Consider the following 14,134-nt stretch of genomic DNA (forward strand, 5'->3'; position numbering starts at 1 on the left):
AGAATCTCTCCCGCTTGCCGAGCCTAGACGCACGTTGGCTCAAGTAGCGTTCTGCGATGTGCTTGCACTGGGTTGGCCGGCCTCATACCGTTTAGGCCGATATTTGTTTTTTGGCTGCTGGCGAAGCTTGCAGAGCTGTGGCCGACGGAAGCCTGTCTACCCAAAGGGCGAGGACCGCGGAATCTGCGGAGGAAATCAGCGACGCAGGAGGGCCGTAGCCGATTCTGCGGGCCGCAGGCCCCGGGAGGAACGACAGGGGCTAGTGGGCATTTTCGTACTAGCGTGCGTCCATTTATCGTACTAGATGAGAAATCCCAGCTTCAGAGGCCCTGCGCCGGCGCAGGGCCGGACTGGGCACGGGCCCGGGACAGACTCGCAGGATCGAGTTCGAATACCGCGGCGGCGGGACCCTGGCCTACTTCGCCGCCCACGACGTTCACCACCCGAACGTGATCGGCACGATCGCGGAAAAGACCGGGATCAAGCCCTTCACCGAACTTGTTGAAAAGGTCATGACCATCGAGCCCTATGCCTCAGCCAAACGCGTGTTCTGGGTGGTTGACAACGGATCATCCCACAACGGGGCCCGCTCCATCGAGCGGATGAACGCCGACTGGCTGGCCGCGACCCTGATCCACCTGCCCGTGCATGCCTCGTGGCTGAACCAGGTGGAGGTCTACTTTTCCATCCTGCAGCGCAAGGCCATCACCGGGGGCGATTTCAAAGACCTCGATCAGCTCGCGGAGCGCGTGCTCTCCTTCCAGCACCGCTACAACAGCACGGCAGAACCCTTCGACTGGAAATACACCCGCGCCAACCTCAACGACTACCTGCGCCGCCTGGGCAAACACGAACAGGCACTGGCCGCCTGACCCCCGACGAACTAACGAAAATGCCCACTAGCGTGCGTCCATTTTCGTACTAGAAGTCGTCTGCACGGAATATCCGAAGTCGTCCGCACTCCTGTATAGGGGCGAATCAGGAACGCCCGTCAGGCGTCTGCTGTTCCGGTTCGTGGCATGGTGACAACGACTTTTCCGAAGTGACGTTGGACTCAAGATAGCTATATGACTATGGCAGTTTGGCTCAGACCGGTGTGAGCTACATCCACACGGGCGAAGGACCGCATCTTCAGCAAGGCCCGCTTCTCCACCACCTCACGTCCCAGAGACACAGGCTGTCGAACAACTAATCGTCAGTGCCCCGCATCCGTTTGACGGGACCCGCGGCGTTGAGGAGTACATCCACACCGGCGCGCGCACTCTGCTGACCACCCCAGATCCATTCATTCGCAAACGCCCACTGGGGAGCTGACCCCATCCTTGACAGGTTGGAGGCACTTCGGGAGGTTGGCTTCGCTGCCGGTTCGCCCAACTTCCTCGGGACACAATGCCGTTCTCGACGGCGAAGTCTTCAGTTCGCTTGCTCGCTACCCGCGTGAAGGCGTTGACTCCTCTCACCCCGGCACCGCATCGAGTCCTGGACCACGATTAGATCCGAAGAGTGCACTAGGGCGAAGAGGGAAGGCGGGCACTGAGAAAGAACCCTCTGTCGTTAGGCCCCCATTTGATGCTTCCCCCGGCGATTTCCACTCTCTCTTTGAGCCCGATAAGCCCATACCCGGTACTACCGTCATGATGGTTTTCGGGCTTTCCGGCTCCGCCGTCGGAAAGGCTACATCAACGATGCCCAAATCAAAAAGATCAAAGGAGTCCGCTAACCGGGTACATCGGAGGGATCGGCGAGCATTGCCTCTGCCTCGTCTGCACCGCTCGGCCTGCTGGCCGCTTCCCGTGCGAGCACGTCGGCGAACCGGCGGGCAGCTGTCCGGTACTGCGGGCGACCAATCACTTCGGTCACGGCTTCGGCTATGCGGTCGGGAGTCGACCGCTTTCCGATCTGCACGCCGGCTCCCAGTCTCAGCACCCGTACCGTGTTGTCCTTCTGGTCACGCCCCATCGGTATGCAGACCATCGGTACTCCAGCAGCCAGCGCCTTCATCACGGTCCCATGACCGGCGTGGGTGACTACGGCGGCAGCTTCAGTCAGGACACGTTGGTGGGGTGCGGCTCGCAACACCTGGACGTTGGGCGAAGCAGGGATCTGGCGAGGTTCCACCGCCGTGCCGGTAGTCAGCACGACACTGACCGGCAACCTGCCCAGCCCCTGGGCAATGCTGCGTAGCAGCTCGGTTTGATTTTGATACACAGAGCTCAGGGCGACGAGCACGAGGGGCTGACTGCTAGGTCTCGACCACTCCGCTTCGACAGCCCAGAAAGGATCGTCAAGTTGAGGCCCCACGTAACGGACGTTCGCCGGGAGCTGCGGTGCGGAAAAGTCGAAGGACGGACTAGTCATCACCAACACCCGCTTGCACCGGTCGAACAACTCAAAGACATCGCGGAGCCGAGCCTGGCCATACCGTGCCGCGACCGAATTGATGCGCGGGAGCGTGCGCCCAATTAGCCACGTGGCGATGCCGGGGGCCAGACTGTCTCTGGCCTTTACGAACCTGCCGTCACCCGGCGACCACCCCGTGCCGAAGAGTGGTAGGCCCAGCGTCGGGCGCGCGTAGATATTGGCAAGCAACACCGCCGTAGGCTGCCCTGTCGCCTGCGCTCCGATCAGCATTCCTGGCAACCCGTCGCTCAGGATCGCATCGACTGGAACGACCTGCACGGTGCTGACAACGTCCTGGGCAAACCGGCTCGTCATGTCCTTGCCCGCATAGTCCCGTATCGCGCGGAACGCGCGGTACGGGTTACCACCCTCGCTCGCGGCGAGCAGTGCCGTCTGCTCCTCGCGGGAGTTGACATGAGGTGCCTCATGCCAGGGCGAAAAGGAACACCCCGCTGACAGAGCCGAGGCCTCAACAGTGGGATCGGAAAGCACGTGCACTCCGTGGCCACGCCGCACCAGCTCCGCCGCGAGGCCGAGAGCGGGCGGGACTGTCCCCCCTGCGTCGACGAGGGCCACGAGGTAGCGACGACGGACGATGGCGCCACTCACAATTGCTGCCTCCGTTCTCGAACATTCCTAGCCAATCGCCCACAGTCATGTTGAGCGAAACAGGCGGGGCGACCGACCCCGCAAACCTGCGTCCGAAAACCTCCTAAAGGGGGTAGCCCTGACAGTCACGGTTCTAGTCTCTGTTGCCCCGCCATGAACCGCAGCGTGACGCGTTCGGCTGTACCGGCGTCGGTATATTCCTGGGCTTCATGACGTCTTGGAAGAATCGCTTCCTTTTTGGGAAGAAACACATCGTCTACTTGAAAGTCTTCCAAGTATCGTCCCAATAACCGACCCGTTACCTCCTGACAGATGCGACTGCATAGCGGGTTCCGCCGGTCCAGATGAGACACCCTGCCGCCACCATGGCCAGCCCGAACGGGATGAACAGGAGGACGGCAAGTGTCTGTTCATTGGCCACCACAAGGGCGACGGAACTGACCATGAAGGAGATCCCGAGCCATCGGGGAAGAACGTCGGAACGAAGGATGAATATCCCGATGAGCAGCAGGCCGGCGACCAGCCCCAGTAGGGCCGGGATGACGATGTAAGGCATCCCGGGGAAGTCGCCGCTGAAGGACAGGGTCTGGATCAGCCCGCCGGCCAGCAACGTGACAAGGCCGATGGCGACGAGAATCAGCCCGGTACTCGCCAGCTTGGTGTGGCGGCCGGACCGACGTGCCAGCAGCATTAGCCACGCTATGCCCACCAGGATCAGGGCCAAAGCGGCAAAGCTCGCTAATGCCACAATCCCGGTCGTGTTGCGCATTGCTCTCGTATCGCATTCCAGAGCTATACAGCCGGTGGGTTCCAAGGAGTGAACGAGTGCGGCAAGGACCCAGAGCACCCCGCCAAGCATCGCTGCGGCGCCCTGCCCATTTCGGAAACTGCTGGGTCCAAAAACTGTTGTCAAAACGTCCCCGGACCATGATCAACCGCCATCTCTCAGGAGACCGCCAACATGTCCTCTCATGTTGGCCCTGCCATATGCCGCCGTCAAGACGTCATCGTCTAGCAACAAGGCACCCTCCAATAATCCGGTAGAGGAAGAGCTGATGGCGTTCTCTAAGAATCGGCGAAGGACCCCGTTACATTTATTGGGTCCCCGAGGGCCGGGGATTTGGTCGCTGGGCCCGGTATGACTTTCTTGCCCTGTCATTTGATGATCCGAATCTTCTATATCTGTCAAGCTGCGCTCGTGAATGTGCTGTCATCGGCATGGAGTGCGTTGAGGGCGCGGTAGAGGCGGCGGGCAAGGTAGCGCTTGAGGCACCGCCGGATCTCGCGTGGCGTCTTGCCTTCGGCCTTCCGTCGCTCGGCGTAGGCGCGGGTGGCCGGGTCGTGGACCATCCTGACCACGGCGGCAGTGACAGGGCCGATGCCGGTCTCCTGCAATAGGGGCGCCGCGGGCTTGCCTCGAGGAGCTCTGTGGTGCGGGTGTTGTTGTCCTTGAGCTCGGCATCGAGCACGGTGATGCGCTTGGCGAGGCGGACTGCCTCTGCCCGGGCGATGGCGGCAGCGAGGGCTTCGTCACGGGTGCGCCAGTGAGCGATCTCGGTGATCTGGGCATCGGTGAGGGGCTTGCGGGCGTCGATGCCGAGGTCGATGCTCCGGAGAAGTGCAGTGAGGGCGTTGACCTTCGCGGTCCGCTCAAACGTCATCTGTTCTCTGGTGGCGACCAGGATCCGCAGAGCGGCGCGGATTCCATCGTCCTGTCGCGGGTTGCGCAGATGCGTCTCTTCGAGTGGGAGGGCTGCTGCGGCGATCGCACCGGCGTCCAGCGGGTCGGACTTTCCAGTCCCGCGCCGGGCGGGCGCGTAGGCCCTGACCCTGGGCGCTTCGATTACGCGGTAGCCTGCCCGTGAGACGGTGCCGGCGAGCAGGGCCCCGTAGCTTCCGCTTCCTTCGACGACCCAGAGGGCTCCGAGGTCGCCGCCGGTGCGCCGGGCTGCCCACGCAATCGCGCGCGCTCTGCCTGCATGTGTGTTGGGAAAGGCCTCGGTACCCAGGTGTTCGCCGTTGGCGGCGAGCACGGCGTAGGTGTGGGTACGGGCGTGGGTGTCGACGCCTATAACGAACGGGTATGTGTGTGCGACAGTGGTCATCGCGGCCAAGGGTCCTTCCTCACGAACGGGCAGATGTTCTGGCCGCACTACGCGGCCAGCGTCGGCCCGGGTGAAGGTCATCCGAGGCATTCCTGTGATGGGCCACAGGTCCCCAAGGGGGCTGGGCAGTCTTCTGATCAAGCCATCGGTGTGGGCCGGGCAGGCGCCGGCCGCCATTCCCAAGGCCGGACAATTCGGATCCAAGGCCCATGAAAGGGCCGAGGGGGTGTTGAGTCACAGCCTCGGGAGGGGCGGCCAGTACCAACCCTGCCAGCCGGTCCCGGACCAGCCACATCAAGACTCACAGGGGGGTGTTGTCGCCGGGTTCGGAGGCACGCGTTGACTGCTGATAGGGACACGGCCGGCTCCTTCCACTGGTGCCAGGTCTCTTTGTAACGTGGGTGCCAGCATCGGGTGTCGTGACTGCGGCCAGGTAGTGGTGCAAAGGAGCGCCGGATGGACGAGGGATACGAGGTTTACTGCGGACTCGATGTCGGCAAGTCCGAGCATCACGCCGCCGCATTGAATGCCGCGGGCGAGAGGGTCTTCGATAAGCCGTTGCCGCAGGATGAGGCGCGGCTGCGGGAGCTGTTCACTGATCTGCAGCAGCACGGCAGGGTGCTGGTGATCGTGGATCAGCCCAACACCATTGGTGCGTTGCCGATAGCCGTGGCGCGGGATTGCGGCTGCACGGTGGCGTATCTGCCGGGGCTTGCGATGCGTAAAGCGGCCGATCTGTATCCGGGTAAGTCCAAGACGGATGCGCGCGATGCGTTCATTATTGCCGAGACGGCACGTGCGATGCCGCACACTTTGCGGGCCGTTGACCGGGACAGCGAGGTGCTCGCGGCGCTGAAGGTGCTCTCCGGATTCGATGCGGACCTGACCCACGAGTGCACCAGGGCGATCAATCGTCTGCGTTCCCTGCTGCTGCAGATTTTCCCCGCGCTGGAGCGTGTCTTTCCCGGAACCGTGCTGACCCGGTCGCTGGTTCTGGAGCTGTTCATCAAGTACTCCGGACCCGCCGGGTTGCGGGCCGCCGGGCGGTCCAACGTGCTGCGCTGGGCCAGAAACCACAGCCGAAAGGACCCGGTGAACCTCATCGATGCGGTCTTTACGGCGCTGGGCGAGCAGAGCGTGACCGTGATCGGCACCGAGGCCGTCGAACTGGTCATTCCCCGCGTCGCCGCCCAGATCAAGGAACTCAAACACCAACGCGCCATCGTGGCCGAAGAAGTCGAAAAACTCCTCGATGACTTCCCTCTTTCCCAGGTCTTGATGTCCATGCCAGGAGTCGGCATCAAGACCGCAGCCACCATACTCCTGACCATCGGCGATGCCGGGACCTTCACGTCCGCCGGGCACCTGGCCGCCTACGCCGGCATCGCCCCCGTGACACGGCGCTCCGGAACCTCGATCCGCGGTGAATTCCCCGCGCGTTCCGGGAACAAACAGCTCAAGAACGCACTCTTCAGGTCCGCGTGGATCGCCAGCTGCCATCACCCGGCCTCCAAGGCCTACTACCAAAAGAAACGGGCCCAGGGAAAGAAACACAACGCCGCCGTCATCTGCCTGGCCCGGCGCCGCTGCGACGTCATCTACTCCATGCTCAGACACGGCACCTTTTATGAAGAAAAACCCGCCCAGGCCGCTTGACGAAAAGCATAGGGACACCCCCCCGCGCGGGCGACTGGGCCCTGCTCCCCGGCCAACACAGCCCGGTCAGCTGGGCGAACGCGGCCCGGTTGCGACCCCCGGTGGGACCGATCGCTCGGGAAGGTGTCCCGGACGGCCGGCCTGAGGTCGATATGGCCCGCGTCCCGCCGGTCACCCGGGAAGGATGCTAGGCGGTGCCGAGAGTCCCAGGACGCGGACAGGCAGCGCGTCGTCGCCCCGCAGCATGGCGCGAAGCAACCGCCGCTCCTCCCCCCGGAGCGACAGGGGCGCTTGGCCCCTCCGCAGCACCAGACCCCCGTTCCGAGTCGCGTAACGTTTCTGCAGACCCCCCAGCTCCTCGGCTTGCAGCAGCGCGACCGTGCTACCCGCAGCCGCGTCGATCAGGCGGACCAGCGAGGAGGGTCCCGTCAGATCGGTCGCGACGAAGCGCTGCTCGCTCGCCGCGAGAATTGTCCTTTGCGCCGCCCGGGTCACGACCAGCGGACGTGACGGCCCGTCCAGCAGGCCGGTCAGCGCGTTCGCCGCGGCATCAGGTCGGCCGGTTCTCCGCGCTGCAGCCTGCATCCGCTGCAGGCGTCCCGGCTCGCGCAGCACCTCGTCGATCTTCCAGCCGATCGTCGCGGCGGTGTTGCAGCGGACGGCCGCCCCCTGCTCCATCAGGTAGTCGCCGTTGCGCACCTCCTGCCCCGGGATGGGGTTCACGAGTACCATGGGCAGCCCTGCAGCCATGCACTCCGACGCCGAAAGCCCGCCCGGCTTGCCCACAAACAGGTCGGCGCGGTGCAGCAGCTGCGGCATCTCCGCCGTGAAGCCGAGCACGCGGTAGCGGTCGCCAGCGGGCGCCACCAGCTGCTCGATGCGGTGCCGCAGCGTATCGTTGCGTCCGCACACGACCGTGGCCGTGAACGCCGAGCGCATGTGCATCGTCTGCCGCACCACCGAGACCGCATAGTCGCCGCCGGTTGCGCCCGCCGAAATCAGCAGCATCGGGGGCTCGTTGGCATCACGCGGGGGCGCGGCATTGAGCTGTTTGGCGATCGGGATGCCGGTGGCCGCGACTCGGTCGGGAGGAAGGCCGAGCGCCAGCAACTCCGCCCTCCCCTCCTCCCTGGCCACGAAGAGCGCGTGGAACGCGCCCGTAAGCCACAGGCCCTGGAAGTCATAGTCCGTCGTCACGACAGCGGTCCTCGCGTCAATCACGCCGCCAAGGAGCAGTGACGCCAACAGCTGGGCGGGCAGGAAGTGCGTGCACACGATCGCGGTCGGTCGGAATCGTTTGATGGCTCTGATGACCGGAACGGCGTTCGCCCATGTCCAGGGGTCGATTGGGCCGCGGCGCCGGAACGGCGGGTTGCTGATGTCATAGCCCCACTCGACCAGCCAGGGCAAGTCCTCGACCAGGACGAAGTAACCCTTCCCCAGCAATGCGCGGTAGAGCACGCTACTCACCTGCAGCACATCCAGCACCTGCACCTCGGCGATATCAGTGCGCCCGGCGCACGCCTGCTGCACCGCCGCCGCGGCGCTGTTGTGCCCCGCTCCCACCCCCGCAGACAGGACCAGTACGCGCTCACCTCCAGCGGTGCCTGAGCCTCGTGCCGACGTCCTGCGCATGAAGACAGACTAGACGATATGAAGTGAAGTCAGGTCCTGCCCGTCCGGACCCGGCCATTATCGCCGGGGCGGTTCCGTTCCCGCAAGCGCCAGCTTGATGTTGTCTAGGTCCCGGTTGCCAGGAGCGTGGCGCTGACGAGCCTGCGCCCCGGCGGTGATGTCCTATATGCCGGACAGTCAGGCTCTGCCAGGAAAGCTAAGGGCGGAGGCCCTCTGTTTCACAGCGTCCGTGGGCTGCCATTGGCGGCTCCCGTGGCCTGCATGACCCTCAGTGCCTGGTGGATGTAAGCGGATGTGCGCACGTCCAAGGCCTTGAGCGGAACGTGGAGCGCTTGCACTGGTTATCGGTACCAGCCCACTGAACGGTCGAAACTGGACACGAGGGACCCCCGTTCCTGGTGCGACGCTCCCGCTGACTGGAGCGTAGATGGCTCCGAACTCGGCGCCCTGGGCTTCGATTCGGGTCCGTGCCCAGGTCTTGACGTCCTCGAGATCCTTGGCGGGGATGGTTTCGCGGGTGCGTTGGCTGGCGCTGAGGGGATCTTCGTCTCGCTGCGGCTCATGACCTACCCCATCCGTCCGGAGGACCTCCGCCCGCAGTACTTCGTTGCCATGGGCGCCTTGGCGATCAGCGTCCTCGCCGGCGCGCGAATCGTAGAAATGTCCGGCGCGCCCATGGTGGACGCGACGCGGGGGCTGGTAGCAGGCTCGTCTGTGGTTTTCTGGGCCTTCGCCTCCTGGCTCTTCCCCGTGCTCCTCGCGGCCGGGTGGTGGAGGCACGTGATCCACCGCGTACCGTTGGCCTTCGAGCCAGGGCGATGGAGCGTCATCTCCCCCCTCGGCATGTACGCCGTGGCCAGCATCTATCTTGGGCGCGCAGACAGTCTGCCCATCGTCGCTGCTATCGGCCGCGCCGAGCCTTGGGTTGCTGTCGAAGCGTTCCTCGCAACTTTTGCAGGGATGCTCTGGCACCTGTGGTCCACAATCTTCCGCCCCAAGCCCGCGGCACCGTAAGGGTAGCGTATGGCTCCGTGGCCGGGTCGCAGTTTGGAACTTACGATTCCGGCATTGTTCACTAGGATGCTTGTCTGTCGGATTTCCCCGGTTGCCTTGTCGCCGCCTCGGCCGGCAGCAGCAAGGGCTCCTTGGGCGACCACCATTTTCCGGGCGGGTTGATGATAAACCTGCGACCACTGACTTCCGTGGGCGTGATGCGGATCAGGAAATCCTTGGCTCCCGGCTCCCAAGGGGAGACACCCTGACCCTCCGCCGTCTCATCACGGTCATTGCCTCCTACGGCCTCAGGGTGGCCCTTCACGACGACGCTCCAGGCAATGGTCCCGTAGCGGTTGAGTCCATCCGCCTCCAACGCAACAGGGCCCCCGCCCAGCAAAACATCCAGTTTGGTTCCCGGGCCTGTCCGGAAAATCAGTGTTGCCTCCTCCGGCAGATAATTGACGGGAAAGATCTCCGGACCTGCGCTGCCGACCACGGCCAGCCGGCCGATGGAGGAGGATCGAAGGTACCTCCAGCACTCGTGGATCCTCAAAACCTCTGTTTCCGGCGCTTCCTCCGACGTGTTCATGCGGCCGAGCTTACACCTGAGTGACGAGGCAGTAGAGCAGAAGGGCCTCCGCCCTCAGACCGGAGACCTTTAGAGTCGCACGGGGCACTCCTCAAAGAAAGTCACAGCACGCACCTTCAGTGCCCTGTCCCTCCGAAGCGGTTGAGCTTAGGATCGGCGGTATGGAGAACAAGCCCACGGTGCCCAGGACAGAGCAATTGGAAAGTCAGGAATGCTGGCATCTGTTACGGCAGGTGTCCGTGGCCCGTCTGGCAGTCTGGCTTGAAGACGGGCCCGATGTTTTTCCCGTAAACTTCACGACGGATCATGGAACAGTGGTCTTCCGAACGGGGGTGGGTACGAAACTTGAGGCCAGTCTGGGTGACTTTCCGGTGGCGATGGAAGCTGACGGAGTTAATCCGGAAACAGGAGTGGCCTGGAGCGTTGTGGTCCGTGGCAGGGCTGAGCTGCTGACGAAGACCGAGGATGTTGTGAACTCATTCTCTCTGCCGCTGTTTCCCTGGGAGGCGGGCAAGAAAGACCATTTTGTGCGCGTGGTGCCGGGTTCGATTTCCGGGCGCAGGTTCACCGTCGCCCCTCCCAACCTGTGGTGGACCCCTGATGAAGGCGCAAAGCGCTCATCGGTGGAGTAACAAAGCATCGGCTACCAAGACCGGTCCGATGCTCGCCTTGTCACCGTCATCGTGACGAACGTGGGGACGTTTGTGGTGGCAAACAAGATATGGCTCACCGGAGAAATGCCTCGGGCGGACCTCGGACAAGCATGGATACAGTCCGCACCGTTGATCCCGGCCACAGACTGGTCCTGGAGCAACGAGCGCCTGTCAACCCTGAGTGGGGGGCATTGTCGCTGAGCAGTCTGATGCTTCTTGGAAGTGAAGGAATGCGCTAAGAAGCGATCGGCTTAGAGCTTCACCGCAGGCACCTGCACAGCAAGAACCCCAGGTACTGCTCCTCGGAAGCCGCGGACTGGTGGGTTCCAGAGCATTCTGATGCGCTGTGTCAGCTCTTCGATTGCCGAACGTTGCAAAAATCCCCCTTCTGGTCGCGCACTGAACCGAACTACCCTTCGGCTTTCTCCGGCCCGTCGCGTATAGGGTCAGAGTAAAGCGCGCCGGAACGTGATATCGAAAAAGGGGGGCAATCCATGCCTGAGAAAACTGTCGTGGTGGGTTATGACGGCTCGGTTGAAGCAGGACAAGCCGTCAGCTGGGCTGCGAGACAGGCAGCTCTGCGCAACTGCCCCCTGCGTCTGGTTCACTGCACACTGTGGCCGGTGCCGACTCCCGACGGTCGCGGGCCCGTTCCGGGTCGTGCAGACAGCGGACGGGAACATTCCGCCCGCATTCTCGAAGAGGGCCTGGCGCACGCGAAGCATGCAGCACCGGGGCTGGAGGTCGAAACCAGCCTTCTTTACGGGTGGGCTTTTGAACATCTCCCCAAAATTTCCGCCGGCCACGAAATGCTCGTCGTGGGAAGCCGTGGCATCGGCGGGTTCATGGGGCTTCTCGTCGGGTCGGTGAGTCTGGAAATGGCAGCAACCGCGGATTGTCCCGTTGCAGTGATTCGGTCAGACGAGCACCCTGACGGGCCCGTCATGGTCGCCGTTGACAGCTCCGGCTCGGCCGCGGCCCTTGAAGATGCATGCACTCTGGCCTCCTTGACAGGTGCGGACCTGAAAGTCCTTCATGTACAGCACACGCCTGCCGGTTACAGGTTGCTCCGGGACGAGATGGATGAGCAGCCGGAGGCAACTCTCGACTCGGCCCTCAGTAGAGCCCGTGAGCTGGCGCCGGGGACCAACGTCGACGGAGAACTTCTTACCGACACTTCCATTCCCCGGGCCATTCTGAAGGCAGCCCAGGGCGCAAGTGTGACAGTCGTCGGCACCAAGGGCCACGGCCTGATCAGGGGAACCATCGGGTCCACAGCGCATGCAGTCCTCCATCATGCCAACGGCCCTGTGCTTATGTCACGGCGCAACACAACGAGGCACAGAGACCACAGTTAGCTATGTCCTCGAAACCGTCAACCGCGGGACGGGGCGATTAGTACGGAAAATCTCGGGTACCTTTCCATCGATTACTGCCAGCCTGCCGATGTAGGAGGAATCCAGATATTTCCAGCACTCGTCCACAGTAAGAACTTCAGCTTTCGGCCCTGTCTGAGAGGTGTCCATGGCGGTGATTCTAGGCCTCGGCTCTGGCAGGAGTAGAGTCTCGCCCCGGTGGGCCGTCCAAAGTCGCCCAGATCTTTCATATCGGCACCTTCCTACCCATGAGCGGAAGTGCCTGAATCCAAACGACTGATCAGGGTTCCCGAGGAGACTACCATCGTCCAGGCGAGCTGATAACGAAACGTCGACCACTGACTTCACTGGGCACGACGCGGATCAGGCTCTCCTTGACCCCAGGTTTCCAAGGAAAGAGCCTCTGCTCGGCCGCTGGCATCCGGTCGTTCATCCCGACGCTTTCAGGAAGGCCCTTCGCAACGCGCTCCAGGCTACTGTCCGGAGCCGGCTTCACCGTGAGAGTGAGGATTGGCTTGGCGCTCGTGGGGCTGTCAGGGCGTCCATGGCCGCAGCATAAGGGACTCAGCCAACGCCCCGGCTGGTGGGAATGCGTGCGATACGCAGCCCCCGAGCATGGCAGCCCCCGGCCAGAAGGAAGGCTCCAGCTCGCTATTCGAAGGAAGAACGCCGGGCATCGTTCAGGCGCGTGTTCCACAGATCAGGCCTGTTCACCTTGAAGCGGCGTCCAGTCAGGACCCGGGGTGTTAACCGGACGTAGTTGTCTTTGGCTCCGGGTTGCCACGGCTCAAGGTGGAGTGCGTCGGCCACTGCCTTCTCCTCCTGGTTGCTGATGACTTCGGTATCGCCCCGCGCCACTACACTCCACGCCTCTTCGTTCGCCGGATCGTAACCGTCGATCTCCAAAGCTGCCGGTTTGCCTGCCTTTGCACCCCACAGCTTGGTACCGCCGGCGCTTCGGAAAACGATGCTCCGGCTCTCCAGGACGTAATTCACCGGAAAGATTTCCGGGTGACCATCGACAATCAGAGCGATTCGCCCGACGATCCCAGCCGCCAACAGCTCCCAGCAATCGTCGAAGCTCAGTTTTCCCTCTGGGTTCGTACCACTATCCATGAACAGCCACGATACCTGCTCCCGCCCATGGAAATCTGCGGCAGACAGAGAAGAGCTCAGGCAATCACGGATCTGCCGGGCATCGAGGTCAGGACCTTGTGAAGAGGGTGAGCCTCCATGAGGGGTTCCACCTGGACCATGATGTCGTCGCACTGGTGCCATAGGGTCCTGTAACTGTTCGGCTAGTTTTGGGACTACGGTGCTGGTGGCGTTGGCTCCACTGCTGTGATGCTCTGCTCCCCAGCGCCCGTTGATGATCTCTCGGTAAGGTGTTCGACTCGCGGGCTGCGTGTTAATCCAGCCGTTCTTTGGCGTATCACTCGGCGGCCCGCGATTCGGTCTCACGGCCGCGCTAAAGTATTAGACAGCCATGCCGACACCCTAGGTAGGCACAGGTACGGATAGGCCGATACAACATCCGCCAACTACTTATCCTGCGTTTCCCCTTTACTTTGCTCTACGAACGTCAGAAGGATGTAACCATGATGTTCTCGCATGAAGACCCCGTCCTTGTCCTTACTGATGAGCAGTGCTGGAAGTTGCTGGAGAACACCCAGCACGGTCGTCTGGTCCTGAACGCCGCCGGTGAAACGGATGTTTTTCCCATCAACTACCGCGCTCACGACGGCGTCCTGCTGCTGCGGACGGCGCCTGGCACCAAGCTTGCCGAGCTGACCATCAATGAAAACGTCGTATTCCAAACCGATGGCATCACCTCTGACGAAGCCTGGAGCGTAGTAGTCAAGGGAAAAGCCCAGGTGCTTGAGCAGAGTTCGGACATAGCCGCAGCCGAGGCACTGAACCTCAAGACATGGATTCCCACGCTCAAGGACTTCTACGTGGAAATCAAGCCGTCGCGAATCAGCGGGCGGCACTTCAACTTGGGTGAGCAGCCAGAGCGCTTCTGACCCGCCACAAGTCACTGCTCCTGTTCGAGGTTCGGACGGACGGTGCGAGGACGATCTTCAGCCTCACCGCTTTTCCGGTTTTGGACTCTGT

11 protein-coding genes and 1 pseudogene are annotated in these 14,134 nt (G+C 62.8%); 6 read left to right on the forward strand and 6 right to left on the reverse strand.

The window, feature by feature from the left end:
- Positions 1-350: 350 nt before the first annotated feature.
- Complete coding sequence (locus AC6CH3_RS04885) at positions 351-872, forward strand: transposase (protein ID WP_498131531.1); 522 nt, start codon at positions 351-353, stop codon at positions 870-872.
- Between the two features lie 844 nt (positions 873-1,716).
- Here the strand turns inward: AC6CH3_RS04885 and AC6CH3_RS04890 are convergent.
- The 3 genes and pseudogenes from AC6CH3_RS04890 to AC6CH3_RS04900 form a co-directional block, all read right to left on the reverse strand.
- Positions 1,717-2,892, reverse strand: coding sequence for a glycosyltransferase (locus AC6CH3_RS04890; RefSeq protein ID WP_498131373.1), 1,176 nt, complete (start codon positions 2,890-2,892; stop codon positions 1,717-1,719).
- Positions 2,893-3,307: 415 nt separating this feature from the next.
- Positions 3,308-3,778: a hypothetical protein gene (locus AC6CH3_RS04895; RefSeq protein ID WP_498131374.1), complete on the reverse strand. Its 471-nt coding sequence runs from the start codon at positions 3,776-3,778 to the stop codon at positions 3,308-3,310.
- 416 nt (positions 3,779-4,194) lie between these two features.
- A pseudogene (locus AC6CH3_RS04900) lies at positions 4,195-5,114 on the reverse strand (IS110 family transposase).
- Positions 5,115-5,570: 456 nt separating this feature from the next.
- On the opposite strand from AC6CH3_RS04900, the gene AC6CH3_RS04905 reads away from it, so the two are divergent.
- Entirely contained in the window at positions 5,571-6,770 is a 1,200-nt protein-coding gene (locus AC6CH3_RS04905) for an IS110 family RNA-guided transposase (RefSeq protein ID WP_498131375.1), read from the forward strand.
- 171 nt (positions 6,771-6,941) lie between these two features.
- Here AC6CH3_RS04905 and AC6CH3_RS04910 read toward each other — a convergent pair whose 3' ends face one another.
- Positions 6,942-8,405 (reverse strand): MGDG synthase family glycosyltransferase, encoded by a 1,464-nt coding sequence (locus AC6CH3_RS04910; RefSeq protein ID WP_498131376.1) that lies wholly within the window; start codon positions 8,403-8,405, stop codon positions 6,942-6,944.
- A 294-nt stretch (positions 8,406-8,699) separates the two neighbouring features.
- On the opposite strand from AC6CH3_RS04910, the gene AC6CH3_RS04915 reads away from it, so the two are divergent.
- A complete protein-coding gene (locus tag AC6CH3_RS04915) occupies positions 8,700-9,419 on the forward strand; it encodes a tellurite resistance/C4-dicarboxylate transporter family protein (protein ID WP_498131377.1) in 720 nt (239 codons plus the stop codon).
- 61 nt (positions 9,420-9,480) lie between these two features.
- Here the strand turns inward: AC6CH3_RS04915 and AC6CH3_RS04920 are convergent, their stop codons facing one another.
- Positions 9,481-9,990, reverse strand: coding sequence for a pyridoxamine 5'-phosphate oxidase family protein (locus AC6CH3_RS04920; protein ID WP_498131378.1), 510 nt, complete (start codon positions 9,988-9,990; stop codon positions 9,481-9,483).
- Between the two features lie 161 nt (positions 9,991-10,151).
- Between AC6CH3_RS04920 and AC6CH3_RS04925 the strand changes: the two genes are divergently transcribed.
- A complete protein-coding gene (locus AC6CH3_RS04925; RefSeq protein ID WP_498131379.1) occupies positions 10,152-10,622 on the forward strand; it encodes a pyridoxamine 5'-phosphate oxidase family protein in 471 nt (156 codons plus the stop codon).
- A 515-nt stretch (positions 10,623-11,137) separates the two neighbouring features.
- Positions 11,138-12,001 carry a universal stress protein gene (locus AC6CH3_RS04930; RefSeq protein WP_498131380.1) on the forward strand — a complete coding sequence of 288 codons (864 nt, stop codon included), beginning with the start codon at positions 11,138-11,140 and terminating at the stop codon, positions 11,999-12,001.
- Positions 12,002-12,670: 669 nt separating this feature from the next.
- Here AC6CH3_RS04930 and AC6CH3_RS04935 read toward each other — a convergent pair.
- A complete protein-coding gene (locus AC6CH3_RS04935; RefSeq protein ID WP_498131381.1) occupies positions 12,671-13,135 on the reverse strand; it encodes a pyridoxamine 5'-phosphate oxidase family protein in 465 nt (154 codons plus the stop codon).
- A gap of 482 nt (positions 13,136-13,617) precedes the next feature.
- Here AC6CH3_RS04935 and AC6CH3_RS04940 point away from each other — a divergent pair, with 482 nt between their 5' ends.
- Complete coding sequence (locus AC6CH3_RS04940; RefSeq protein ID WP_498131382.1) at positions 13,618-14,043, forward strand: pyridoxamine 5'-phosphate oxidase family protein; 426 nt, start codon at positions 13,618-13,620, stop codon at positions 14,041-14,043.
- The last annotated feature ends 91 nt before the right edge of the window (positions 14,044-14,134 follow it).

It is taken from the genome of Arthrobacter sp. GQ119, from assembly GCF_059759125.1.

Coding starts and splice junctions, on each gene's coding strand:
- AC6CH3_RS04930 (WP_498131380.1), top strand. CDS start 11,138: ATGCCTGAGAAAACTGTCGTGGTGGGTTATGACGGCTCGGTTGAAGCA.
- AC6CH3_RS04925 (WP_498131379.1), top strand. CDS start 10,152: ATGGAGAACAAGCCCACGGTGCCCAGGACAGAGCAATTGGAAAGTCAG.
- AC6CH3_RS04940 (WP_498131382.1), top strand. CDS start 13,618: ATGATGTTCTCGCATGAAGACCCCGTCCTTGTCCTTACTGATGAGCAG.
- AC6CH3_RS04905 (WP_498131375.1), top strand. CDS start 5,571: ATGGACGAGGGATACGAGGTTTACTGCGGACTCGATGTCGGCAAGTCC.
- AC6CH3_RS04920 (WP_498131378.1), bottom strand. CDS start 9,990: ATGAACACGTCGGAGGAAGCGCCGGAAACAGAGGTTTTGAGGATCCAC.
- AC6CH3_RS04935 (WP_498131381.1), bottom strand. CDS start 13,135: ATGGATAGTGGTACGAACCCAGAGGGAAAACTGAGCTTCGACGATTGC.
- AC6CH3_RS04910 (WP_498131376.1), bottom strand. CDS start 8,405: ATGCGCAGGACGTCGGCACGAGGCTCAGGCACCGCTGGAGGTGAGCGC.
- AC6CH3_RS04895 (WP_498131374.1), bottom strand. CDS start 3,778: ATGCGCAACACGACCGGGATTGTGGCATTAGCGAGCTTTGCCGCTTTG.